The 26,130-nt window shown below is 41.3% G+C and carries 26 protein-coding genes; all 26 read left to right on the plus strand.

What is annotated here, in order from left to right:
• Positions 1-90: 90 nt before the first annotated feature.
• The 26 genes from FXF36_RS11675 (at position 91) to cheB (ending at position 26,127) form a co-directional block, all read left to right on the plus strand.
• Entirely contained in the window at positions 91-1,707 is a 1,617-nt protein-coding gene (locus tag FXF36_RS11675) for a flagellar M-ring protein FliF C-terminal domain-containing protein (RefSeq protein WP_151624286.1), read from the plus strand.
• 4 nt (positions 1,708-1,711) lie between these two features.
• Positions 1,712-2,719 (plus strand): flagellar motor switch protein FliG, encoded by a 1,008-nt coding sequence (gene fliG, locus FXF36_RS11680; protein ID WP_151624288.1) that lies wholly within the window; start codon positions 1,712-1,714, stop codon positions 2,717-2,719.
• Positions 2,712-3,608 (plus strand): FliH/SctL family protein, encoded by an 897-nt coding sequence (locus FXF36_RS11685; protein ID WP_167511378.1) that lies wholly within the window; start codon positions 2,712-2,714, stop codon positions 3,606-3,608. Before fliG ends, FXF36_RS11685 begins: the two co-directional genes overlap by 8 nt.
• 26 nt (positions 3,609-3,634) lie before the next feature.
• Positions 3,635-4,927 carry a flagellar protein export ATPase FliI gene (gene fliI / locus FXF36_RS11690; protein ID WP_151625777.1) on the plus strand — a complete coding sequence of 431 codons (1,293 nt, stop codon included), beginning with the start codon at positions 3,635-3,637 and terminating at the stop codon, positions 4,925-4,927.
• A gap of 13 nt (positions 4,928-4,940) precedes the next feature.
• Positions 4,941-5,396 (plus strand): flagellar export protein FliJ, encoded by a 456-nt coding sequence (fliJ, locus tag FXF36_RS11695; RefSeq protein WP_151624292.1) that lies wholly within the window; start codon positions 4,941-4,943, stop codon positions 5,394-5,396.
• A 2-nt stretch (positions 5,397-5,398) separates the two neighbouring features.
• Positions 5,399-6,283, plus strand: a complete 885-nt coding sequence (locus FXF36_RS11700; protein WP_151624294.1) for a MotE family protein — start codon at positions 5,399-5,401, stop codon at positions 6,281-6,283.
• Between the two features lie 87 nt (positions 6,284-6,370).
• The gene (locus tag FXF36_RS11705; RefSeq protein ID WP_151624296.1) at positions 6,371-7,852 is read left to right on the plus strand and encodes a flagellar hook-length control protein FliK; all 1,482 of its coding nucleotides are present in this window, start codon (positions 6,371-6,373) and stop codon (positions 7,850-7,852) included.
• Between the two features lie 30 nt (positions 7,853-7,882).
• Entirely contained in the window at positions 7,883-8,656 is a 774-nt protein-coding gene (locus tag FXF36_RS11710) for a flagellar hook assembly protein FlgD (protein ID WP_151624298.1), read from the plus strand.
• A 9-nt stretch (positions 8,657-8,665) separates the two neighbouring features.
• Complete coding sequence (locus FXF36_RS11715; RefSeq protein WP_151624300.1) at positions 8,666-9,067, plus strand: TIGR02530 family flagellar biosynthesis protein; 402 nt, start codon at positions 8,666-8,668, stop codon at positions 9,065-9,067.
• An 88-nt stretch (positions 9,068-9,155) separates the two neighbouring features.
• Positions 9,156-10,793 (plus strand): flagellar hook protein FlgE, encoded by a 1,638-nt coding sequence (locus FXF36_RS11720; protein ID WP_151624302.1) that lies wholly within the window; start codon positions 9,156-9,158, stop codon positions 10,791-10,793.
• Positions 10,794-11,290: 497 nt separating this feature from the next.
• Positions 11,291-12,085, plus strand: a complete 795-nt coding sequence (locus FXF36_RS11725) for a motility protein A (RefSeq protein WP_151624304.1) — start codon at positions 11,291-11,293, stop codon at positions 12,083-12,085.
• A 2-nt stretch (positions 12,086-12,087) separates the two neighbouring features.
• Positions 12,088-13,014: an OmpA/MotB family protein gene (locus FXF36_RS11730; RefSeq protein WP_151624306.1), complete on the plus strand. Its 927-nt coding sequence runs from the start codon at positions 12,088-12,090 to the stop codon at positions 13,012-13,014.
• Positions 13,015-13,036: 22 nt separating this feature from the next.
• Entirely contained in the window at positions 13,037-13,561 is a 525-nt protein-coding gene (locus FXF36_RS11735) for a flagellar basal body-associated FliL family protein (RefSeq protein WP_151624308.1), read from the plus strand.
• Positions 13,562-13,690: 129 nt separating this feature from the next.
• The gene (gene fliM / locus FXF36_RS11740; RefSeq protein WP_151624310.1) at positions 13,691-14,671 is read left to right on the plus strand and encodes a flagellar motor switch protein FliM; all 981 of its coding nucleotides are present in this window, start codon (positions 13,691-13,693) and stop codon (positions 14,669-14,671) included.
• A gap of 1 nt (position 14,672) precedes the next feature.
• Positions 14,673-15,839 carry a flagellar motor switch phosphatase FliY gene (gene fliY, locus FXF36_RS11745; RefSeq protein ID WP_151624312.1) on the plus strand — a complete coding sequence of 389 codons (1,167 nt, stop codon included), beginning with the start codon at positions 14,673-14,675 and terminating at the stop codon, positions 15,837-15,839.
• 23 nt (positions 15,840-15,862) lie between these two features.
• The gene (locus FXF36_RS11750) at positions 15,863-16,225 is read left to right on the plus strand and encodes a response regulator (RefSeq protein ID WP_015549898.1); all 363 of its coding nucleotides are present in this window, start codon (positions 15,863-15,865) and stop codon (positions 16,223-16,225) included.
• Positions 16,226-16,259: 34 nt separating this feature from the next.
• Positions 16,260-16,589 carry a flagellar biosynthetic protein FliO gene (locus FXF36_RS11755; protein ID WP_167511379.1) on the plus strand — a complete coding sequence of 110 codons (330 nt, stop codon included), beginning with the start codon at positions 16,260-16,262 and terminating at the stop codon, positions 16,587-16,589.
• A gap of 29 nt (positions 16,590-16,618) precedes the next feature.
• The gene (gene fliP, locus FXF36_RS11760; RefSeq protein WP_151624315.1) at positions 16,619-17,533 is read left to right on the plus strand and encodes a flagellar type III secretion system pore protein FliP; all 915 of its coding nucleotides are present in this window, start codon (positions 16,619-16,621) and stop codon (positions 17,531-17,533) included.
• Between the two features lie 34 nt (positions 17,534-17,567).
• A complete protein-coding gene (gene fliQ, locus FXF36_RS11765; RefSeq protein WP_151624317.1) occupies positions 17,568-17,837 on the plus strand; it encodes a flagellar biosynthesis protein FliQ in 270 nt (89 codons plus the stop codon).
• A gap of 6 nt (positions 17,838-17,843) precedes the next feature.
• Positions 17,844-18,623 (plus strand): flagellar biosynthetic protein FliR, encoded by a 780-nt coding sequence (locus FXF36_RS11770; protein WP_151624319.1) that lies wholly within the window; start codon positions 17,844-17,846, stop codon positions 18,621-18,623.
• Between the two features lie 12 nt (positions 18,624-18,635).
• Positions 18,636-19,781 carry a flagellar biosynthesis protein FlhB gene (flhB, locus tag FXF36_RS11775; protein WP_243143506.1) on the plus strand — a complete coding sequence of 382 codons (1,146 nt, stop codon included), beginning with the start codon at positions 18,636-18,638 and terminating at the stop codon, positions 19,779-19,781.
• 26 nt (positions 19,782-19,807) lie between these two features.
• Positions 19,808-21,856: a flagellar biosynthesis protein FlhA gene (gene flhA / locus FXF36_RS11780; protein ID WP_151624321.1), complete on the plus strand. Its 2,049-nt coding sequence runs from the start codon at positions 19,808-19,810 to the stop codon at positions 21,854-21,856.
• A gap of 5 nt (positions 21,857-21,861) precedes the next feature.
• Positions 21,862-23,223, plus strand: a complete 1,362-nt coding sequence (gene flhF / locus FXF36_RS11785) for a flagellar biosynthesis GTPase FlhF (protein ID WP_151624323.1) — start codon at positions 21,862-21,864, stop codon at positions 23,221-23,223.
• Positions 23,224-24,099 (plus strand): MinD/ParA family protein, encoded by an 876-nt coding sequence (locus tag FXF36_RS11790; RefSeq protein WP_151624326.1) that lies wholly within the window; start codon positions 23,224-23,226, stop codon positions 24,097-24,099.
• 3 nt (positions 24,100-24,102) lie between these two features.
• The gene (locus FXF36_RS11795) at positions 24,103-24,858 is read left to right on the plus strand and encodes a flagellar brake protein (protein ID WP_151624328.1); all 756 of its coding nucleotides are present in this window, start codon (positions 24,103-24,105) and stop codon (positions 24,856-24,858) included.
• A 3-nt stretch (positions 24,859-24,861) separates the two neighbouring features.
• Complete coding sequence (gene cheB, locus FXF36_RS11800; RefSeq protein ID WP_151624330.1) at positions 24,862-26,127, plus strand: chemotaxis-specific protein-glutamate methyltransferase CheB; 1,266 nt, start codon at positions 24,862-24,864, stop codon at positions 26,125-26,127.
• The last annotated feature ends 3 nt before the right edge of the window (positions 26,128-26,130 follow it).

The raw sequence follows: 26,130 nt of genomic DNA on the forward strand, positions 1-26,130 counted from the left end.
ATTTGCCGAAGGCAAATTATAATGGCACTTGTTCCTTAGCTGAGTAGGCACGAAGTGCCGAGAGAAGGATTGACCAAGGGGGAGAGTTATATGCCAGAGCAAATCCAAGCCATTATTAATAAGGTTCTTGAGTGGTGGAGAAAGTTTACAAGGCGACAGCAGGTTTTGATTATCTCAATTTCTGCTGTTGTTGTTGTGTCATTTATTATTTTGGCGGTCATTATGACCCGACCTACAATGGTTCAGCTGATTGCATGTGAGGACGGAAAGCAGGCCGCTACAGTAAAGACTCTGTTGGAGGATGAGAAAATCAATTATCAAACCTCTGAAGATGGCTTTACCTTCTACATTGATGAAAAGGATATGCCTCGTGCAAATATTCTTTTAGGTTCTAACGAAATTCCTTCATCTGATTATTCAATTAATAACGTAATCGACGGCAGTTTTTCAACAACAGAAGCTGATAAGCAAAAGAGATATAAGGTTTATCTTGAGGATAAATTTGCCAAGGATATTCAAAATCTGAATATGGTTGAAAAGGCTGTAGTTACTCTTAATATTCCTGATGATGATGGAACGATTATCTCGAGAAATCAACCGGGGTGGTCTTCGGTAATGCTTACACTTTCAGCACCTATTTCTGACGAGACAGTGCAGGCTATAGCAAAGACCATGGCAACAAATCTTGCTAATGAAACTACTGATAATATCACCATCATGGATACTGATGGAAATCTGCTGTTTCCTAATGCAAATATTGATACTGCTGCAGGGGTTGCTTCAGCAAATCAGGATGCAAGAGATAAGGCTCGAGCAGAAATCGTAAAAAGAGTTACCACAGTTTTAGATGGAACGAATCTATATGATTCTGTTTCAGTTGGTGTAAACCTTTCTATGAACTTCGATGAGAATAGTTATGTGGACTATGATTATTCAGTAGATGAAGGCCGTACAGAAGGTTATCTTGATAGTGAATCGGGCTCCAGCTCAACATCTACCAGCGGTGCAGGTGGTGTTCCCGGAACAGATTCCAACGATGATGATACTACCTACGTAATGGAGGATAATAATCAGACTGAGACTTCTACAGAGGAATTTGAAAGGGATTATCTTCCTGATGAAAGAATAACAACTCATAAGGATGAAATAGGAAAGCAGGTTCTAGATGATTCATCTATCTCTGTTACTTGCAAAAAGTTTGCAATTTATAATCAGGATAAGATGGAGAAGGATGGAACTCTTGAGGAGGCTGGTCAGACTTTCGATGAGTTTGTAAAAGCAAATTCAAATCCGGTTCAGCAGGAGGTTTCCGACGACATCGTTGAGGTTGTTGCCAGAACTACTGGCTTCCCAACAACCAATGTAAAGGTTGTTGCCTACGAAATTCCAATGTTCCAGTATTCTGAAGGCTTACCATTTGAAATAACAGATATCCTTCAGATTGTACTTGCATTCCTTATATTTTTAATGCTTGGTTTTGTAGTATTTAGAAGTCTTAAGGTTGAGGAAGAGGAGCCTGTGGAGCAGGAGCTTACAATTGATGATCTTATTGCTTCTACCGCCCAAGAGGAAGAGGAGGATGAGCTGGAAGATATTGGTTATTTAGAGAAATCTGAAGCCCGCTTACTTATTGAAAAGTTTGTGGACGAAAAGCCAGAGGCTGTTGCACAGCTTCTGAGAAATTGGCTAAACGAGGATTGGGGATAAGGTTATGGCTACTGAAGACATGAATGGCGTGCAAAAAGCCGCAATACTTTTAATCGCCCTAGGACCTGAGAAATCTGCTCAGATTTTTAAGCATCTCAAGGAAGAGGAAATCGAGGAATTAACTCTTGAAATTGCAAACACAAGAAGCATTTCTCCAACGGTCAAGGAAGAAGTAATCGAAGAATTTTATCAGGTATGTCTTGCTCAGCAGTACATCGCAGAAGGTGGTATTGGATATGCTAAAGAGCTTCTGGAGAAGGCACTTGGTGATGACAAGGCTCAAGATGTCATTACAAAGCTGACTGCTTCACTTCAGGTTCGTCCTTTCGAGTTCATTCGAAAGACAGAGCCTTCTCAGGTGTTGAACTTCATCCAGGAGGAGCATCCACAGACAATCGCCATGATTCTGTCATATCTGTCAGCAGGTCAGGCTTCGCTGATTATTGGAGCCTTGCCACCTGAGAAACAGGCTGATGTTGCGAAGCGTATTGCTCTTATGGATAGAACCAGCCCTGAAGTTATAAAAGAGGTTGAAAGAGTATTGGAAAGAAAGCTTTCTTCACTTATCAATCAGGATTACAGTATCGCCGGCGGCGTAGATGCGGTAGTAAATATCCTGAATACTGTAGACCGTGGTACAGAAAAACGTATCATGGAATCTCTGGAAATCGAAGAGCCAGAGCTTGCTGAGGAAATCAGAAAGAAGATGTTCGTATTCGAGGATATCCTTCTTCTGGACGACAGAGCTATTCAGCGTGTGCTTAGAGATGTTGATAACTCTGACCTTGGCGTTGCACTTAAGGGAGCTAATGAAGAGGTTCAGTCGGCAATCTTCAAGAACCTTTCTTCTCGTCTTGCATCGATGATAAAGGAAGACATGGAATTCATGGGTCCTGTACGTATGAAGGATGTAGAAGAAGCTCAGCAGAAGATAGTTGGTATTATCAGAAAGCTTGAGGATTCTGCAGAGATTGTAATTTCTAGAGGAGGTTCGGATGAGCTTGTTGTCTAGTCACAATGTGGTCTATGGCTTTTTGGTTGCTCCTAATACGCCAAATGAGGATGGAGAGGTTGATGAGTTAGTTATCGACTCCAATGATAGAGCCAGAGAGCTTATCATGAAGCAGGAAAAGGCCTATAAGGCCAAGCTTCTTGATGAGGAGCGAGAGCGTCGTCTTGCAGAAATGCGTGAGTCAGGTGCCGAGATTCCTGAAGGGATGGACCCGGATGAATTCTTAGGCCTTGCAGATTCCATTATGGAGGATTCTGATGAGGAAGTGGTAGATATTGGCCCCGACCGTGAGGCTCTTTTGGCAGAAGCCAGAGAAGAGGCGCAGCGAATTATTGATGATGCCAATGCTCAGGCAGAGGAGATTTTAAATGCTGCCCAGCTTAATGCTGATGCCATGAGAAATCTTGCCAGACAGGATGGCGAAAAGGAAGGCTACAACGAGGGCACTCAGCGGGCTGCAATTGAGCTTGCCAATGCCCAGGACAATATGCGTTCTGAGATTCAAAGAATCGAAAACGAATTCATGGAAAAACAGATTGGCATGGAACGGGAAATTGTCGAGATGTGCCTGCCTGTTTTTGAGAGAGTTTTTAATGCAGAGTTATCTGGGAAAAAGGATGTTATATATCATCTTTTGGACCATTGTATTATGAAAATTGAACGCACTGGCCAGATGCAAATTAAGGTTAATGATGCCAATGCTGAATTCATCAAAAGCAAGAAGGATGAGATTCAGGGTAAAATTGGTGCGGAGGTTGGACTTGATATAATTGCGGACCCACTTCTAAATGATAGCCAGTGCATCATCGAGACAGATGGTGGAATATTTGACTGTAGTATAGATACTGAATTAGATAATCTTATCAGAGAAATTAGGGCTCTTAGCTAGGAGGCAAAGTGGATCAGGGATTATTGATGCAGCTGACTGAGAAGGATTACTTTAAATCTCTTGGCAAGGTTGTAAAGGTTGTTGGACTTACAATTGAATCAGTTGGACCAGAGGCTAAGCTGCGTGATTTGTGCGAAATCATCGTAGAGGGCTCTGAGACGCGAATAAAAGCAGAGGTTGTCGGATTCAAGGACAAACGTCTGCTTTTGATGCCTTATGAGAATGTAGAGGGAATCGGCGTAGGCTGCATGGTTGAAAATACAGGCCATCCTCTTGGTGTTGCTGTTGGCAACCAGCTTTTAGGGCATTTGGTAGATGGACTTGGAGTGCCATCTGATATTGATGATTTGACAGAGTTTGAGGATTTGGTTGAATATCCTGCAGAGGCAGACCCTCCAGATCCTATGTCCCGAGTGATTATAAAGGAGCCACTTTCACTTGGAGTAAAGGCGGTTGATGGTCTTATCACTGTTGGCAAGGGGCAGAGAATTGGAATCTTTGCAGGCTCAGGTGTTGGTAAATCCACTCTCATGGGTATGTTCGCAAGAAATACAAAGGCAGAGATAAATGTAATAGCGCTTATTGGCGAGCGTGGTCGTGAGGTTCGTGAGTTCGTAGAAAACGATTTGGGACCAGAAGGCATGGCACGTTCTGTGGTGGTCTGTGCAACTTCCGATAAGCCTGCTCTTATCAGAAAAAAGGCGGCCCTTACAGCTACTGCTATTGCAGAATATTTTAGAGATCAAGGCAAGGATGTTCTTCTAATGATGGATTCCCTTACCCGTTTTTCCATGGCCCAGCGTGAGATAGGACTTGCTTCTGGCGAGCCACCTGTAACCCGTGGCTATCCTCCATCAGTTTATTCTGAGATGCCACGACTTTTAGAGCGTGCAGGAAATTCTGCTGTTGGCTCAATTACAGGACTTTATACAGTCCTTGTTGATGGTGATGATTTCAATGAGCCAATCACTGATACAGCCCGTTCTATTTTGGACGGTCATATTGTACTCAATAGAAAGCTTGCTCAGAAGAATCATTATCCAGCAATTGATGTATTACAGTCTATTTCCAGAGTTATGTCTGCAGTTGCATCTCCGGAACATAAGGCAGTTGCTGGTAAGCTGAAAAATGTTCTTGCTACATATCAGGAGGCTGAGGACCTTATAAATATCGGCGCCTATAAAAACGGTTCAAATAAATCCATTGATTATGCTATTAAAAAGATTGATGCAGTTAATGAATTCCTGCTTCAACAGACCCACGATAAATTTGACTATGATGAGATTATAGAGCAGATGACAGCAATTTTTGCTGATTAAGGAGTGATGACTATTGGCAAAATTTGTTTATCGAATGCAAAATATCCTTGAGCTTAAGCAAAAGATTGAGGAGCAGGAGAAGGCTAATTTTGGAATGGCTACAGCCCGCTTTAATGAGGAGCAGCAAAAGCTTCGTGATTTGATGATTAAACAGGCAGGCTATGAAAGGCAGCTTAAGGAGCTTTCTGTTGGCAATATTGATATCAAGGCAATCAAGACCACGAAAAGTGCCATAACCTCTATGAAGGTTGCGCTTCGAGATCAGATGATTGAGGTTTCCAAGGCTCAAAAGGCTATGGAAAATGCTAGAAAGAAGCTTAATGCTGTCATGATGGAACGAAAGATGCATGAGAAGCTCAGAGAGCATGCTTTCGAGGAGTTCCTGAATGAAGTGGATTACGAGGAAAATAAGATTACAGATGAGATTGTAAGCTCGAGATTCTTTAACGCAGAAAATGAGGGAGAATAATTATGGCAGACATAACAGAGACTCAAGGCACACCTGCTGATGATAAAGCAGCTAAGAAGGAAGCTAAGAAGGCGGAAAAAGAAGCTAAAAAGGCTGAGAAGGCAGCTTTAAAGGAAAGACGTAAAGAGGCAAAGGCAAATGGTGAAACACTACCGGAGGACGAGGAACGCCTTGGTATAGGTGGTGGTATTATTATGGCCTTTGTTGTGCTGCTTATCATTCTGATTTGGCTTGTTATTTTTGCATTTCTGGTAAAGATGGATGTAGGCGGATTTGGCTCTACAGTGCTTTTTCCTGTCCTTAAGGATGTTCCTTATGTAAATCAGATTCTCCCTGGTATCGAAGAATATTTACCAAGTGATGATGCAGAGGATGAGTACGCAAAGTATGAGACCGTGGAGCAGGCAATAGAGAGAATCAAGGAGCTTGAAAAAGAAGTTGAAGACCTTAAGACTGCCAGTGCAGCCAACAGCGATTATGTTGCGGAACTGGAAACCTCGGCGGCTGAGCTTGCGGAGTACAAGGCAAATGAAGCTGCCTTTGAAGAAATAAAAGAAAAATTCTATGAAGAGGTTGTTTTTTCTGAAAATGCACCCGATATAAATGAATATAAGACGTATTATGAGTCTATCGATGCAGAAAACGCAGCCGCTATCTACAAACAGGTAGTTACACAGCTTCAAACCGACGCGGAAATTGAAGATTACGTAAAGACCTACACAAGCATGAAATCTAAAAATGCTGCCGCTATATTTGATTCAATGACTGATGATTTTGATTTGGTTTGCCAAATCCTTCAGGCGATGGATGCAAGTACCCGGTCAGCAATTTTAGCAGCCATGGATACAGAGAATGCTGCAACCCTAACTAAAATGATGGAACCTTAGACTCAACCTTCCCCTAACCAGGGGAAGGTTGTTTGATGATACGACTTATAGCAACTTGAAAACAAAATATCAGAAAGGAGGGATTACATGACAAGTAGCAATGTTTCAAAATTGCTGGTTCAGGTAAGCAAAATCGATGTTTCGATTACTCAGGCAGATAAAAGTGCAAATGCTTCAGCTGCAGGCTTATTTGAAAACACTTTGAAGAACGTTGCAAACAAGGTCCCTAAGGTAGAAAGCAACACCAATTCAGCCGACTCACTAAAGAAGACTCAAAAGACTACAGCAGAGGTTGATACATCCGCTTCATCTACAAAGCGAGAGGTAGTCACAGAGAAAGCAGTTGAGGAGCAGTCTGATGCAGGGGAAGCACAGGTTGTTGATAAGGTGGAAGAGGTAGTAGAGGAAGTCGTAGACGTGATTAAAGAAGAGCTTGATGTGACCGACGAAGATATTAAGCTTGCAATGGAAAATCTGGGACTTACCTTTATTGATTTGCTGAATCCTCAGAGTCTGGCTCAGCTGGTAACCGAAATAACTGGCGAGACGGATTCGATTAATCTCATTATGAGTGAAGATTTTAAAGGGATTTTGGACAAGGTAACAGAACTTACGGACCAGCTATTTGAAGAAACGAAAATTTCCTTCGTAGAACTCAAGGATTTAATTGTTCAGGAACAGCCTGAGGAAACTCCTGAAATTATTTCTACACAGCCTGTAGAGGTAAAAGAGGAAGCTCCAATTGAAATGACAGATGATGCACCTGTTATTACAGAAGAGGTTGTTAAGGATGAAGCTCCTAAGACAGTCGTTGTTTCTGAAAAGAAACAGGAAGTGGAAGAGGAGCCACAGAAAAAGGATACAGAGATTTCTAAGGACGTAGAGCCTGTTAAAACAGAAACTACTACAGCTCAGGACAATAATAAAGAATCCTTTGATTTTAGTAAGGAACAAAAGTCTAATGCCTTTGAATTTGATGTTAAGGAAAAAGTATCCAGAGAGCCTGTAAAACACGAAGCTGTAAATCCATTTGTGGCAGCTCAGAACGAAATACAGTTCGCGCCAGAGGAAAAGGTGGTTACACTTCCAACTGGTGAGACAGTCAGTGCAGATGATATTGCAAACCAACTTGTAGAGCAGGCAAGAGTGCTTACAGATTCTGAAAGCACAACTATGGAAATTACATTAAATCCTGAGGGGTTAGGAAAGATTTTCCTTGAGGTTACTCAAAAGGGAAATGAAATCACAGCAAAGATTTTCACTGAAAACGATGCTGTTAAACATGCACTTGAATCACAGATGGCAAATCTTAGAACAGAGATGTCGCAGAATTCTACAAAGGTTACTTCTATTGAAGTTTCAGTTGGAACTCATGAATTTGAAAGAAACCTTGATGAGAATCAAAGTAACGATTCAAGACGTGAAGAACAGTCAAGAGAGCAGTCAAAACGAAGCAACCGAATCAATCTTAACAGACTTGATGATTTGGTAGGAATGATGTCAGAAGAGGACATTCTTATAGCTCAAATGATGCAGGACAATGGTGGTACATTAGATTTCATGGCATAACCTAAGTATCATCAGGAAAGGAGAAGTTTAATGGCGGGATTATTAACTGGAGCCGTTACCAATGGTCAGTATACAAAGACCCAGGCTTCACAGGATTTAACAAAATCTAACGAAACAACTTCTACCTCAAAGACCGCTGCAAAGCGTGATACCGGATACAATCAGGATATGTTCCTTCAGCTTTTAGTAGCTGAAATGCAGTATCAGGATCCGCTGGAACCATCAGACAACAGCCAATACGTGGCGCAGCTTGCATCCTTCACCCAGATTGAAGCAATTCAGTCAGTGCAGAATGATATGCACACCATGGAGGCAAACAGCTTAGTTGGTAAGACGGTTGTAATAAACAGCGATCATGAGGAAATAGAAGGTAAAGTAGATTACGTTCAAAGCGATGATGACGGCGAGTTATATGTTTCAGTAAACGGTAACATGTACAAGACTGATGAGATTATCTCAGTAGTAGATCCAACCTACTACAATGCAGTCAGCGTAGTAAGATACTTCGATTCACTGCTTAAGGATATGCCAAGTGTAGAGCTTGTCACCTTAGGAGATGAAAAGATAATCACCGATATTGCAAACACCTATAACAACATGGACGCTTATACAAGAAGCTTCATAAATGACGATACAGTCAAGGCAATCGAGGCAGTCATTAAGAAGTTCGAGGAATTAAAGAAAGCCAAGGAAGAAGCCGATAATGAAGTTAAGAACGTTACTCCTGTAGAAGAAAATAAGGAGTCAAAGGAACAAGCTGAAGAAACAAATTCTTTAGAGGAAGCAGAAGCACAGGAAGTGTAGGAGGCAAATATGAATAATTTAAATATTAATCCAAATTTTACCTCCATCGAAAAGGTAGCTGGAACCTATCTCAATCCAGCAGCTGAGTCAAAGCCACTGGGTACCTATAAGGGTGCCAGCTTCGAAGATATTTTCAAGGAGAAGCTTGAGGGAGCATCCTCACTTAAGTTTTCTAAGCATGCAACACAGAGGCTTGACGACAGAAATATTGAATTGACAGATGAACAATCCCAGAGACTTGAAGAGGGCGTTATGAAGGCGTCTGAAAAGGGGATTACCGATTCGCTGGTATTAGTTGATACACTTGCTTTTATAGTAAATGTACCTAATCAGACTGTTGTTACAGCTATGGATCAGACTGAATCAGAAGAGAACATTTTTACAAATATTGATGGTGCTGTTATAGTTTAGCTGGACCTTATGGAAGCTAAAGCCGTGGACCGACAGAAGCGGCAAACAGACACCCTCGATAGCTATGCTACCCAGGAGGTCTACAGTTATGATGAGATCACTTTTCTCTGGTGTATCAGGTCTTAAGACTCACCAGACCAAGATGGATGTTATTGGTAATAACATCTCTAACGTAAATACTGTTGCGTTCAAATCATCTTCAACAACCTTTTCTGATATTATGTATCAGACAACTTCACAGGCATCAGGTGCAACTGCAACACGTGGTGGTAAAAATGCTAAGCAGATAGGTCTTGGTGTTACTAATGGTGCAACCAAGGTTACTATCACTTCCGCAGGTGCTGCACAGTCAACAGGTGATGCTCTTGATATTCGACTTACCGATTCAAATTCAACAAATTTCTTTATCGTTAGCAATGGCTCACAGAACCTGTTTACAAGAGCTGGTTCCTTCTACATTGATGGAAATGGAAACCTGGCTATGACAACAACAGGCTATCTTGTTATGGGCTGGCAGATTGATCCTGATAATCCTACAAATATTATCAAGGATACAGTTACACCTCTTCGTGTTATGAAGACAGAGAACCTTACATCTTCACCAGAGGCTACCACTGAGGCAAACTTTAACGGCGTTATCGATAAGAATGACAGCCAGTTTTCTTCATCTGGTGGTTATGTTCGTTCATTTACCCTTTACGACAACTTAGGTTATTCATACACAGCTAAGTTCTCATTTAGTCTTGTTGATGGAACAAAGGGCGAGTACAATGTATCCCTTCTCAGCATATTAGACGGCGATAACAATGATTTGTTAAAGACCTATACACCAACTGGTGATGATGACAGAATCTTTGGTAAGACACTTAATGACACAAGTAACTATAACCTTGCAAAGGGCTATTCGTTTACAAACAATGATGCAGATGCCAGTGAAATTACTGACGGCTCTAAGCTTTATGGCTTTGATGCTGCAACACAGAACTTCGTAAGCAAGGACGGTAGCAATACAACAATCGCTGCATCTAAGGTTCTTGGTATTCCTAGCAACGTAACTATCGTTTCAGTTGCTCAGGGTACATCTACATCAGTTGCAACAGTTGGTACACAGACAATCGGCTATCGACTTAAGTTCGATACACAGGAAGGTTATCTGGATTATGTAGATAGTGCAGGAAATACAAGCGTAAGGATGCTTACACATTTCCTTGGACCTAATACAGAAGATCCATTGCTTGCAAATGCAGCTCTTTCAGATATTAATATCGATTTCTCTAAGCTTTTGAACTACGATAACGGTGGAACATCTACAGCTGTTGGTAACAGAGGTGCCACAGATGGAACAACTGGTACAGGTAAGAAGCTTGGTACAATGACTGGACTTTCTATTCAGACAGATGGAAAGATTTTCGGTTCATACTCAAATGGTAACAGTGTGCTCTTAGGACAGATTGCGGTTGCTCAGTTCGCCAACGCATCAGGTCTTGAGGAAAAGGGCGACAACTGTTACGATACAACACTTAACTCTGGTGAGTTCGACGGCATCGGAATTGACATCTCAGCTGACGGTTCATCAATGAACACTGGACAGCTTGAAATGGCCAACGTAGACCTCTCAAGCGAATTCACAGACATGATTACTACACAGCGTGGTTTCCAAGCTAATTCTCGAATCATCACAGTATCAGACACCATGCTCGAAGAACTTATCAATCTCAAACGTTAATCCGCTAGTTACGGCTACAAGCATTAGTGTTTCTCCGCTCAGCTTAGAATGCTTCGCTTGAGAAACCTAATAGCTTGTTACCTACTAGCTCATCTAAAAAAATAAAAATAAGCAGCCTCAAAAAACTTGGTAAGCGCGAGCAGGGAAGCGTCATGCCGAGCATGGGAGGGACCTACACCGGGCGGGTGGGGCCCATGCTCGAGTATGAAGGGTGCCCTGCGGGAGCATGGAAACCTTGGAGGCTGCTTTCGTTGTGTTTGGGGATGTGTCAAATTTTCGAATAAATTCTAAAACTTTTGTGAATATTCAATATATAGTGGTTTGGACACGAAAATAACACAATAATATGCGACGATTTTACCTAGAAAAGTAGACAATAGTGTATAAATCTAGTAAAATAATCACAAAAGTGTATATCGTGTAATTTTATACAAAATTATCTGGCTTTTCTTATTGGAGACTGAAAATCGTTGTTTTGACGAGGTGGTGAGAGAGTTTTGGATATAGCTTCTTTACTTGGATTATTACTTGGTGTAGTCATGGTCGTATTCGGTATCGTATCATCCGGTGGTGTTGCAGCCATGGCAAACTTTATAGATGTTCCTTCAGTCATCATCACTATCGGTGGTTCTTTGTCGTCTTGTATGTACTGTAACAAGATGCCAGACTTCGTATCTGGTCTGAAGGGCTTGACGTTAGCCATCAAGGAGCCTCCAGTAGGTAATGCAGCTGATACAATTGGCAACATTATAAACCTTGCCAATATTTCCCGTAAAGAAGGTATTCTTGCGCTTGAAGAGGCAGCTCACAGTATTGAAGATGAGTTCCTAAAAAAAGGTATTAATCTTGTAGTTGATGGTACAGATCCAGAACTTGTTAGAGCAATTCTAGAGACAGACATGAGCTGTCTTGAAGATAGACATAAGGTTGTTATAGCCTTTTGGCAAAAATGGGGTGAAATGGGACCTGCATGGGGCATGATTGGAACCCTCGTTGGTCTTGTTAATATGTTACAGAACCTTTCAGATGCATCTACAATCGGTCCTAACATGGCGGTTGCTTTGCTGACCACACTTTATGGTTCACTGATTGCAAACTGGCTTACAGGTCCTACAGCTGCAAAGCTTGGTGTAGATAATGGTCTTGAAATAATGATGAAGTCAATTACCGTGGAAGGTCTACTTTCTATTCAGGCCGGTGAAAACCCACGTGTAATAGAAGAAAAGCTTAAATCATTCCTTCCACCATCTGCTCGTGATGCTATCGGTGGTGATGGCGGAGGAGGTGAGTAAAGATGGCTAAGAAGCAAAAGCAAGAGGAAGCTCCTGCTGGGTCTCCTGCCTGGATGGCCACTTTCTCCGACTTGATGAACTTGCTCCTTTGCTTCTTCGTTTTGCTTTTCTCCATGAGTAGTACGGATACGGCAAAGTTTGAAGAGGTAATTGCAAGTATTCAGTCTAGCTTTAGTATTTTTTCATCAGGTGGCACTTCAATTGGTGAAGGTCATATGATTTCATCTGGTATCAGCCAGCTTGAAATGTTTGATGACTATTTCAACAGTGTTCATGATGGTGATGACGAGTCCTATGACAAAGAGGGAGATAGCGAAACGCAAAATACCTCTGAAGGAAATATAAGCGAATCCGAAAGCCAGGGGCAGGGAGAGAATGTAGGTGACAATACAGCCACTGGCGCAGGTGATGTTTCGGTAGAAGAGGCAAAAGAAGCTCTTGAAGAAGCTGGAGCCTCTGAGAGTGAACAAATAGCTGAACAGATTGAAGAACAGCTTAAACTCCATGGTCTTATTGACCAGGTTGAAATTGAATATAATGCAAATTATGTAATGCTTACTATCAACGGCGCACTGCTTTTCAATTCAGGCAAAGCCGTTTTGACAGAGGAAGCACTTGGTATAGTTGATAATCTGGCTAAGATTTTATCTGAGTATGATCAGAATATAATCGAAATTGAAGGTCATACAGATAATGTACCAATGTCGTCAGGTACTTATGAAAATAATGATGTACTTTCAATGTACCGTGCCCTATACGTAGCTGACAGAATAAGGAGTCAGACCAATATTAATCCAGCCCACATCAAATCAGCTGGTAGAGGCGAGTATGTTCCACTTGCTGATAATTCAACTGCTGAAGGCAGAGCAAGAAACAGGCGTGTTGAGATTAAGATTTACAATTCACTAACTTCTGACATAAACGAATAGTATTAGGAAGAAAGGACAAGCTATGAAAAAGAATTTGATTACAGTTGTTATACTGGCGCTTGTAGTGGTTAATCTTGTTCTTACAGCGGTTCTTACAATTACGATTATTCCTGAGACTAAAAAGGCGAATGAGCTCATTACAAAGGTTTGCTCAGCCATTGATTTGGATTTAGTTGCAGGAGATACAGCTGGTTCTCTTGCTGTTGATGTGGCAGATATGGTTGATTATCCTGTTGCATCTGGAGGCACAATGACAATCAATCTAAAGGATAGTGGAGATGGCAGCTTACATTATGCAGTTCTTGCCGTATCACTTTCCATTGATAGTACAAATAAGGATTGGACAGAGAAGTATCAGGCTAATGGATTGACAGGCTATGACAATATCATAAGTGACACTATCAAATCTGTTGTAGCCAATAATACAATTGAAGATATGCGAACAAGAGAAGATGAAGTAAAGGAAGAAATCCTTGAAGCTCTTCAGGGACTGTTTAAGTCATCCTTCATTGTCAGGGTTAATTTCTCTAGTGCGACATATCAATAGCATATTTTTCCCGAATCTTTGATTTGTGAAAAATTATGCTGTGAGGCCCCTTTGCCGCAGGCAATCATAATGGCCGAACTACATTGTTTTAGTATACAACCTAATGGGGCAGAATGGTGGTGAGAAAGCTTGGGTGACGTTCTTTCACAAAACGAAATAGATAATCTTTTGCATGCGCTGACCTCCGGAGAAGTTGATGCGGAAGAGATGAAAAACAATAAGGAGAAGCCCGTAAAGAACTACGACTTCGCCAGACCTTCCAAGTTTTCAAAAGAGCACCTTCGAACAATGGAAATTATATTCGAGCATTATGGCAGACTTTTATCTACCAACTTGCCGATTTTCCTTAGAAAGAATATACAGGTTGAGGTAATGAATTCCGAAGCTGTTACCTATATGGAGTTTTCAAATTCCCTTTCAAATCCTGTACTTCTTGGTGTAGTAGATTTCTCTCCACTAGAGGGAAACATAATCGTTGAAATGGCTTCTAATTTAGGCTTCGCCATGGTGGACAGAATGCTTGGTGGAGTGGGAGAGCCACTTGATAAGGTCAGAGATTATTCTGAAATCGAACTTTTGCTAATCGAACGTGTCATGAGCTCCTGCATTGATTTGCTGAGAGAACCATGGGAAAACGTTTTGGATTTACATCCTAGATTAGAGCGAATCGAGACAAACTCTCAGTTCGCACAGATTATATCGCCATCAGAAATGATTGCGATTGTCACCTTGAATATAAAGATAGGTGATGTGGAAGGCCTTATGAATATTTGTCTTCCTTTTATAACTTTAGAGCCAGTTATGGACAAATTAAACACAAAGTTCTGGTATAGTAGTCAAAAGGAGAAGACAGGAGATAGCTATTCAGAGACGATGGAAAACCTTATTCACAGGGCTCAGATACCTGTAAAGGCCGTCCTTGGCAACAGTGTTATTACAGTAGCAGATTTCTCTCAACTCCAGGTAGGCGATATTGTCAGGCTTGATAGAAAAGTTGACGAAGAGCTGGATGTTTTTGTGGGCGACATTAGGAAATTCGCTGCCCTACCAGGTGCTTCAGGAAAAGGATATGCAGTCCGTGTGACAGAAATCATTAGGGAGGAGCAGTAGAATGGGTGATGGTGTATTATCACAAGAAGAGATAAATGCACTACTTGCCGGCGGGGTTCCAGATGCACCAGCTGATACCTCAGGTTCCGGTGGTGGCGGAGAGCTTACCAGTGAGGAAATTGATACTATTGGCGAGGTTGCCAATATCAGTATGGGTAGCGCTGCAACATCATTGTTCGCGCTGGTAAATATCAAAGTTGAGATTTCTACTCCTGTAGTTACAGAAACAAATTGGGATGAGTTGGCATCCAATTATACGGACAAATGTGTTGTTGTTCGTATTGGATATACAAAAGGTATTGATGGAAGCAACGTTCTTGTTTTAAAGGAAAACGATGTTAAGGTCATTACCGACTTGATGATGGGCGGTGACGGTACAAACACCGATGGTGAGATTACCGAACTCCATCTTTCAGCTATTTCAGAGGCCATGAATCAGATGATGGGTGCTTCGGCAACATCCCTTTCATCTATGCTTGGCATGATGGTAGATATTTCTCCACCAAATGCAACCCTCACAGATTTGGCTGCTGTAAGTGGTGGTGAGATAGATTCTTTCCTTGAGAACAATTTCGTTAGAATTGCTTTCAAAATGGAAATTGGAGATTTAGTTGATTCAGAAATGATGCAGCTGTATCCAATTTCTTTGGCAAAGGAAATGTGCGGTGCGGTTCAAAATACTATGGAGACTGATTCCAAGTCCACTGTGGACGATGCGGCATCACCTCCTCCTGCAGCGGAAGCTGCTCCACCACCTGCACCAGAGGCAGCACCACAGGCATCGCCTCCTCCGGCAGCACCTCAAATGGATCCAAATATGATGCAGGGACAGCCGATGATGGCTCAGCCATATTATGCGCCGCAGCCACAAATCAATGTTCAACCTGCTCAGTTTACACCTTTTGGACCAAATTTCAGTGCACAGTTTGCACAGGAGAACATCGACCTGATTTTAGATGTACCTTTGGAGGTAACAGTAGAGCTTGGTCGAACCAACAAGACAATCCAGGATATTCTGGATTTTGCACCTGGTACTATCATCGAGCTAAACAAAATAGCTGGTGAACCTATAGATGTGCTTGTAAATGGCAAGTACGTGGCCAAAGGAGAGGTAGTAGTTATCGAGGAATCCTTTGGAGTACGAATTACAGAAATCATTAAAGATTAATGCATATTTAAGGAGATGAAAACATGGCAAAAAACATTTTAATCTGTGACGATGCTGCATTTATGAGAATGATGATCAAGGACATTCTCACCAAGAATGGCTACAATGTTGTAGGCGAAGCTGAAAACGGAAAGATTGCCGTTGATAAGTATGCTGAACTTACACCTGATCTTGTTCTTCTCGACATCACAATGCCTGAGATGGACGGTATTGGCGCCCTTAAAGCCATCAAGGAAAAAGATCCTAACGCATGTGTAATTATGTGTTCTGCTATGGGTCAGCAGGCCATGGTTATTGAAGCTATCCAGTCAGGAGCCAAGGATTTCATCGTTAAGCCATTCCAGGCTGAGAGAGTTCTTGAGGCTGTAAAGAAGGTTATCGGATAGCATGCTTTTTCTTTCTTCTGCTGGAGGAAGTTTCTTGCAGCTTATATTCCTATTGGTTGTTTTTGTAGGTGTTCTTGCAATTACCTATTATGTAACCAAGTGGATTGCCGGCTACCAGAAGGTTCAGGGCTTCAATAAAAACCTTGAAATTATTGAGGCTATTAAAATTTCCAGCAATAAATATGTTCAAATAATAAGAGCTGGTGAGGATAGATATTTTGTCATTGCCATCGGCAAGGATGAGGTTGTACCTCTCGGTGAAATATCTGCCTCTCAGCTTAAAGAAATCGAAGGCCAGGATATTGTAAGTGCCGCTCCTGTGGATTTCAAAAGTGTTTTGGACAAGCTTTCAAAGAAGAAATAATACCACACATCGTTAGGGCAGATTATGTTATGAATAAATTAAAAAAGGCTTACTTGGTTTTAAGTTTCTTTTTTGCAATTATGGTTGCAGGAGTCACCGTCTATTACACAGGGGTGACAGCCTATGCAACAAATTCAACTAATACTACAAATAATGCAAATACTACAGAGCCTGCTGAGGCTACTGAAATGGATGGCACCGAATATGGTGCTGCAAATGGAACCTATGGCGCCACTGAAAAGGCACCAAATGCTTCTGATGAAGTTGTAGGTTCGGGCGGTGGCTTCACACTCCGATTTGATGGTGAGGATGGAAATTTTACTTCCACCCTTAGAATGCTTGTCATTCTTACCATTTTAACCTTATCACCATCAATCCTTATAATGTTAACTTCCTTTACCAGATGCGTTATAGTTCTGCACTTTATTCGCGCTGCTATAGGAACAAATACAGCGCCTCCGAATCAGGTACTGATTGGTTTGGCGTTGTTTTTAACATTATTCATCATGTCACCTGTTTTCACCCAAATCAAAACAGATGCTATTGATCCTTTTGATGCGGGAGATATCACACAGCAGGAGGCAATTGATGCAGCCATTGGGCCAATTCGAGAGTTTATGTATGGTCAGACTCAGGTTAAGGATTTGAATCTCTTCTGTGAGATTGCCGGTGTTACCTACGAGGAGGATCATTACGACGACGTAGCATTTACAATTGTAGTACCAGCTTTTATTTTATCAGAGCTTCGTACAGCCTTTATTATTGGCTTTATGATTTATGTACCATTTATCGTAATAGACATGGTTGTTGCATCCGTGCTTATGTCAATGGGTATGATGATGCTGCCACCGACGACGATTTCACTTCCATTTAAGATTTTGTTGTTTGTATTGGTAGATGGTTGGGATCTTTGCATCGGCGGATTGGTAAAGACATTTTACTGATTGAAAATGCATGGCAACCAGGAGAGGGTAGGTTATGACTGAGGGACAGGTATTAGATATCATTAGAGATGCTATATACACATTGCTTATTACATCTTTGCCACTTTTGCTAGTATCTCTTTCTATCGGTCTTATTATCAGTATATTTCAAACAGTCACATCTATTCAGGAGCAAACCCTTACATTCATTCCAAAGATTGTAGGTGTCTTTGCTGCTCTTATTTTTTTCGGTCCATGGATGCTTACAGTGTTAACAGAATATATCACAAATATGTGGCTTAATTTCAGTATTTACCTGGGCTAGAATAGGATGTTTAGTTTACATTTTACTTTAGAAAACTTTGAATACTTCTTGTTGATACTTACCCGCATATCCATGTTTGTAGTAGTGGCACCGTTTTTTAACACCAGCAATACACCAGCCAGGGTCAAGGTGGGCTTTAGCGCCCTAGTGTCTCTTATGCTGTATTTTGTTGTTGATTTTAGTGCCTTAAATTATTCTACGGTTATTGGATATGCTTTTTTAGTTATAAAGGAAGCCATAACTGGACTAATAATTGGTTTTTCAACCTATTGCTGTACCTTTATCATTCTTCTTGCTGGAAATATGATTGATATGAATATCGGTCTATCCATGGCACAGGAATATGACCCAAGCCTTAGGGTTGAAACCACTGTTACAGGAACCCTTTATAACAACTTTATAATGATTCTTCTTGTATTATCGGGAATGCACAGATATATTTTCAGATCCTTCTGCGATGCATTCGCGCTTATACCATTAGGCGGAACCATTTTTAGGTGGGATTCACTTTTTACCTCCACCATCACATTTATTTCCGATGTATTTGTTATCGGGTTTAGAATCATTCTTCCAGTGTTTGCAGTTATTATGATTTTAAATGCAATACTTGGAATTATGGTAAAGGTTGCACCTCAGATTCATATGTTTTCCGTTGGTGCACAGCTGAAAATCATAGTTGGTTTTATGATTTTGTTTTTGACAGTATTCCTGCTGCCAGACATTGCAGCCTTCATCTTTAAGGAGATGAAGAAGATGATGGTGCTATATATTCAGGGATTGTATTAAGGGATTGAGTTAATGAATGATTTGATGGAAAAACAGCGAGTTTTGCTAATTCCATACGATCTGCAGTTCTTTGCCAAGGATGGTGAGGGCGGTGAAAAAACCGAACAGCCAACCAGCAAAAAGCTTGCTGATGCAAGAAAAGAGGGCAAGGTTGCAAAGAGCAAAGAAGTTGTAAATGGAGTGGCACTTCTTGGATTTTTCCTATCCCTAAGAATTTTTTTGGGCTTCGCAGGCACGCGATTCGAGGAAATATTTGCCTGGATTTATTCCATCATTCCTGACATTGTAAAGATGAATGGAAGTGGACTTACAATACAGACTACTGAAGGAATTTTTCAGTCTCTGCTTTTGAGAATGCTAATTATCCTGCTTCCATTTTTAATAGTAGGTTTTTTCACAGGCTTTGTTGCAAACCTGATTCAGGTAGGCTGGAAGCCAACAATGAAGCCGCTGGAGCCAAAGCTTAGCAAATTTAATCCAGTCAATGGTTTTAAGCGAATCTTTTCCAAGGATTCAATTATGAACCTGGTTATGGCATTGGCAAAGCTATTTTTGATTATTTATATTGCCTACACCACTATAAAGGATCAGGCAAATAATTTGTTTATCCTTTATGATATTGGTTTAAAAGCCGCACTTAGCATGATATTTCAGATAATAGTTGATACTGGTATAAAAATCAGTATCGTCTATATCATTCTTGGACTTGCTGATTACATGTATCAGAAGTGGAAATTCACTGATGATATGAAGATGACCAAGCAGGAGGTCAAGGATGAATATAAAAACACTGAAGGAGATCCTCAGATTAAAGGTAAACAACGTCAGCGTATGATGGAAAGCTCCCAGAGGCGTATGATGAAAAATGTGCCTCAGGCCGACGTTGTTATCACAAACCCTACCCACATTGCTGTGGCAATTTTATATGACAACACCAAAGATGAGGCACCGAGAGTTGTGGCAAAGGGTGAAGATTATTTGGCGAAGAAAATTAAGGATGCTGCTAAGGAAAGCGGCGTCCCGGTTGTAGAAAATAAACCACTTGCAAGAGCCTTGTATGCAACAGTTGATATTGATGAAACCATTCCGCCGGAGCTCTATCAGGCAGTGGCAGAAATCCTGGCTGTTGTTTACACAGAACGGAATCAGGCTGTTTAAAATTTAGGGGAAAGGGGGAGTAAAAAATGGAATTTGCAGCATCTGTTAAGAAGGCTGATGTTGGCGTTGCTATATATTTGCTTGCCGCTGTTGCTTTCTTCATTATTCCTATCCCTAATTTTGTGCTGGATGTAATGATTGCATTCAATATATCCGTAGCACTTATCGTTTTGATGAACGTTCTTTTTGTTCAGGAAGTTTTGGATATGTCCTTCTTCCCGACATTGCTTTTGTTCACCACCATTTTTAGAATTTCATTAAATGTTTCCTCTACTAAGCTCATTCTTTCATCTGGTGACCCTGGAAACGTAGTTAGAACCTTCGGAACCTTCGTAGGTGGAAATGACCTGATTATCGGTGCAATCATTTTCATTATTTTGATTATCATCCAGTTTATGGTTATCAATAAAGGTTCTGAGCGTGTAGCTGAAGTATCAGCACGTTTCACACTGGATGCTATGCCTGGTAAGCAGATGGCTATCGATGCTGATTTGAACACGGGCGCAATTGATGATGCAGAGGCAAAACGAAGAAGAGATAAGATTCAGGAAGAATCGGCATTCTTCGGCGCCATGGATGGTGCTACTAAGTACGTAAAAGGAGATGCTACTGCTGGTCTTATCATCACAGTTGTTAATCTTGCAGGCGGCTGTGCCATGGGAATGCTGAATCAGGGACTTCCATTTGCAGATGCCATTCAGCAGTTTGGTGTCTTAACAATTGGTGATGGACTTGTTTCCCAGATACCATCTCTTCTGATTTCATTATCAACAGGTATTCTCGTAACTAAGGGCTCAAAATCGGCAGACTTCTCAGGAATTCTTATTAAACAGCTTTTTGGAATTCCAAAGGTTATGTATATAGTTGGAGCTGCGATGGCGGTACTTGCCTTCACTCCACTTAACACTGTTCTTTTCCTTGGCTTTGCGGCAGCCTTTATAGCAACAGGCTATTCAATGTCGAAGACCATTGGAGAAGAGAAAATTGAGGAGGAGGTTGCAGCTGAGGAGACTGAGGCAGAAGAAATCAGAAAGCCTGAAAATGTTGTTTCACTCCTTCAGGTTGATCCAATCGAGCTTGAGTTTGGTTACGGTATCATTCCACTTGCCGATGTAAATCAGGGTGGTGACCTTCTTGACCGAGTTGTTATGATTCGTCGTCAGATTGCTTTGGAGCTTGGTACTGTTGTTCCAATCATTCGACTTCGAGATAATATTCAGCTGAATCCAAATCAATACATTATAAAGATAAAGGGTATTCAGGTTACAGAGGGAGAAATTCTTTTCGACCACTATATGGCTATGAATCCAGGTTATGTTGAGGAGGAAATCACAGGTATTCCAACCTTCGAGCCATCCTTCCATCTACCAGCACTTTGGATTACAGAATCACAACGTGAGAGAGCTGAGTCACTTGGCTACACAGTTGTTGATCCACCTTCAATTATCGCTACTCACCTTACAGAGATTATTAGAAGCCATATTGCAGAACTTCTCACCAGACAGGATGTTCAGAATCTTATCGACAACCTCAAGGAAACAAATCCTGTTATCGTGGAAGAGCTTATTCCAAAACTTCTTGGTCTTGGAGATGTTCAGAAGGTTCTTCAGAATCTTCTTTCAGAGGGTGTTTCTATCAGAGATTTGCTTTCAATTTTCGAGGTTTTGGCAGACCATGCCACAACAACTCACGACACAGACGTCCTGACAGAATATGTTCGCCAGGGCTTGAAGCGAGCTATATCTAGTCGCTACTTTACACCTAACGAGGTTACTCAGGTTATCACTGTTGACCCTAAGGTTGAACAGGATATCATGGCGTCTATTAAACAGACAGAGCAGGGCGCATACCTGACTCTTGATCCAGAAAGAATTAAAGCTATCATTGCTTCTCTTGAGGAGGAAATTAAGAAGCTTGAAGAGCTTGGCAGAACTCCTATAGTAGTTACATCGCCAATCGTTAGAATGTATTTCAAGAGTATGACTCAGGATTACATCAAGGATTTGATTGTAGTTTCCTATAACGAAATTGATTCAAACGTAGAACTTACATCAGTAGGAATGGTTACAGGGTGAATTAAATGACAATTAACAAGTACACTGGAAAAACAGAAGAAGAGGCTATGGCAAAGGTTCGTGAGGAGCTTGGGAGCGCCGCAGTCATCATGAATGTAAAGGTCATTAAGCCAAAGGGCCTAAAGAGCTTCTTCAAGGGCAACACCTATGAAGTAACTGCTGCAGTAGAGGATGATGGTTTTTTAAAGGAGGCACTTGATTTTGCAGTGCCTGTAACAGAAGAGAAAACCAGCAGCTTTGATGCAGTTGCTGATGATGCATTGATTCTTAAGGATGCGTTTTCTGCTGTAAATCAGGTTTTGGAAAAGCAAGAGCACGAAGAAGAGGGGGGAGATAAAGCTATGATGGAAACAACCACCGATTTTGAACCACTTTCTGGCACTGCACCTAGAGCAAAGCTCTATGAACCTACCTATTCAAGACCAGCTTTTGTTAGACCACCTGAGCCTGAAAAGGTGAATTTTACACCAGAACCTAAGATTGTCGTTCAGGAAAAGCCTGTTGAAAGACAGGTAGAGAGGCCTGTAGAGAGGGCTACTGAAAAGTTATCTATCGAGGGGGATACCCATGTTTTTGTAAAGATGCTTTACAACGTGCTTTTAGATAATGAGGTACAGGAGAAATATATTAATCAGGTTTTGGATGACATGGACAAGCTTTTAAGAACCAGCCATTCTTTGGATAATCTGCTTTCTTCTGTTTATCAGAAGATGGTGTTAAAGCTTGGTACTCCAACCAGAATTCAGTCAGGAGAAAAGAAGCCAAAGGTTGTATTTTTCATTGGTCCTACAGGTGTTGGAAAGACAACCACCATCGCTAAAATCGCCTCAAAATTTAAGGTTGAAGAGGGTAAAAAGGTTGGACTAATCACTGCTGATACATACAGAATGGCTGCTGCAAATCAGCTTCAGACCTATGCAAATATCCTTGGCGTTCCACTTAATGTAATCTATTCAGCTGATGAGCTTTTGGAAACAGTTAAAAAGCAGATAAGAGAGTACCAGGATCTAGAGGTTATTTTGGTTGATACAATCGGCTTTTCTCACAGAAATGACCAGCAGAGAGAAGATACCAAAAAGCTTGTTACAGCACTTAATGGTTTCTATGATTCAGAGGTATACCTTGTGCTGTCGGCAACAACAAAGCATAAGGATTTAATTGATATTGCAGATTCCTATATGGGATTTACAGATTTTAATATGATATTTACTAAGCTTGATGAAACGAAATGTCTCGGTAACATTTTTAACATGAAGCTTTACACAGGGGCATCTCTTTCCTATATCACCACAGGTCAGAATGTTCCAGATGACATTGAGATTGTTAATGCCCAGAAGCTGGTAAAACAGTTATTGGGAGGAAACTAAATGGATCAAGCGGAAAATTTACGTAACGTCATTAAGGCGAAAAGCATAAAAAACGTTGAAAATACCAAGGTTATTACCATTACCTCAGGTAAGGGCGGCGTTGGAAAGTCAAATATGGCTGTAAACTTGGCTGTCCAATTTACCAAAATGGGAAAAAAGGTAATTATTTTGGATGCAGACTTTGGTCTGGCCAATGTTGAGGTTATGTTTGGAACCTTGCCTAACTTTAATTTGTCCGATGTGATTTTCAAAGGAATGAGCATCAGAGACATTATAACCACTGGGCCCATGGGCATTGGCTTCATATCAGGTGGTTCCGGAGTGGTGGGTTTAAATAATCTAAATCGTGAACAAATTACGTTTTTAGTGCATAATCTATCACTTTTAAACGATTTATGTGATATTCTTATAATAGATACAGGTGCGGGTGTTTCGGATCAGGTTCTGGAATTTGTGTTAGCATCACCTGAGGTGCTGCTTGTTTCCACTCCTGAGCCAAGCTCGCTGACGGATTCCTATTCCCTGATGAAGGCAATGTGTAAGAACAGCAAATACATCAAGGATGGAACCAATGTACACCTGATTGCAAATAAGGTTATCAGTGAGTCGGAAGGGCAGGCTGTCTATCTTAAGATGCAATCAGTGGTAAAGAAGTTCTTAGGTGGCGATTTGGACTACTTAGGATACATTCCTTACGATACTAATCTAGAAAAGGCAGTGCGAAATCAGAAGGTGGTGTCCTTGGAATATCCAAACAGCAAGGCTACTAAGAGCTTTGAGACTATTGCTTCAAAGCTTTTGCAAAAGGATGCAGGCACCCACTATAGATGGGGTGTTTCACACATATTCAGTGCATTGCTTAGGGACAGGGCATAGTTTATGAAGATACAGGATCTTAGGCCAGGCACTCCAATAGAGTTTACAATTGCCGGCTCAACTTCTGAAAGGGAAGTAAATCTGAATAGCGAGGGAGAGCGAAGTGTATATATCTCAAGCGTCTTTGGTGTTACCAAAAAAGGCGAGATTATCTTCCATATTCCTACCAAAAAGGGACATACAGTTACGATACCGATGAATGTTCCTTTTAATGCTGTTTTCAATACAAGGGCTGGAATGTTCCAGCTTAAAGGTGAAATTACAAAAAGAGGCAAGCTGGAGAATTTCCCAGTATATGTATTTGAACCCTCAACAGGTCTTTCAAAAGTTCAAAGACGTGATTACTACAGGTTCCAATGCCTGATACCAATTAGAGTTTTACCAATTCCGGAGGATGTTGCGTTTCTTCCGAATATGCCTCTTGTAGAGGATGATTTGGAGCGATACGGGAATACCTATGGTATAGCTTTTCAGGGAAATATCCTTGATATTAGCGGTGGTGGAGTTAGATTTACTGCTGATATGGATATTGGTACTGATAAGGATCATTACGTATATGTTAGCTTCAAGCTGGTTTCACACACAGTGAACGAGACTATCAATGCTGTGGCCAGAAGAATTAAAAGTGTATACAAACCAGACCTGAAGCTTTTTGAACATAGAATTGAATTTTTATTCAAAGAGACAGAAGACAGAGAAACCATAATTAAGTACATTTTTGACGAGGAGCGACGCATCAGAAAGAAGGATCAAGGGTAAAGAATGTATAAGATTTTAGTTGTTGATGACTCTGCACTCATGCGAAGGATTATCTGTGATATTATCAACGCAGATAGTGATTTTCGTGTAGTCGATGTCAGTGCAGACGGCGAAGATGCTTACAACAAAATAAAGAATAATCCATACGATCTTGTGGTTCTTGATATGGTCCTTCCAAAGATGACCGGCGTGGATCTTTTAGCTAAGCTCTACAACGAGAAGGTACCATTCAATGTTGTACTTGTCAGCTCGTCCTTGAAGGAGGATGCGGACAGTACGATGAGAGCTATGGAATATGGGGCTCTTGATTTCGTGGCAAAGCCAATACGAGCGGGCAGTGATACCCGTGATGTTTTTGGTAAGCAGCTCATACAGGTGCTTCACAACGTAACGAAGCAGTCCAACTTCAAATCTATTGGACGGCCTACGAGAAGTTTAGGTGATGCGGCCAGAACTGTTGAGGAATCAAGAAAAGCTACCCAGGCCAGAATGGAAAGTGTTCGCGAGAAGCTTGCTGCTGCCAAGGCTGCTACTAGTAATGCGCAGACTAGTACAAACAGGTTGGCACCTCCAGAGAGGAGACCTGTTACACCTCCAACACCAGCACCAGCGTACACTCCACCACCAACACCTGAGCCAAGGGTTGAGAAACGGAGTTCAACAACCACTCCAAAAGGCACAGGAGTCAGAACGAAAAAGATTATCGCTCTGGCATGTTCTACTGGTGGCCCACAGGCCTTACATACCTTTATTCCAATGCTTCCGGCGACACTTTCAGTGCCACTTGTTTTGGTACAGCATATGCCAGAAGGATTTACAGCTTCTTTAGCTGCCAGACTTGATCAGATTTCGGCAGTACATGTAAAGGAAGCTGAGGATGGAGAATACTTTAAGCCTGGTTGGGTTTATGTTACTCCAGGCGGTAAGCACATGGAAATCTGCGAAGACGGAAGTCATGCGGCTTATTGTCATCTGGACGACAGTCCTCCTGTTGGTAGCTTGAAGCCTTGTGCAGATGTAATGTACAGGTCTCTCAAGAATTCCAGCTTCGACGAGATTATTTGTGTAGTACTTACTGGAATGGGAGCCGACGGTTCAGAAGGAATTAGATACTTGAATCAATACAAAAAGACTTACGTTATTTCGCAAGAGGCATCCACCTGTGTTGTATATGGAATGCCTAAAGCTGTGGAACAAGGTGGACTATCAAATGAGGTAGCACCACTTAAATCAGTCGCTAATTCAATTGTTAAGAAACTTGGAGGTTAGTAG

Origin of the sequence: Pseudobutyrivibrio xylanivorans, from assembly GCF_008935055.1 — a bacterium.
Lineage (GTDB): Bacteria > Bacillota > Clostridia > Lachnospirales > Lachnospiraceae > Pseudobutyrivibrio > Pseudobutyrivibrio xylanivorans_A.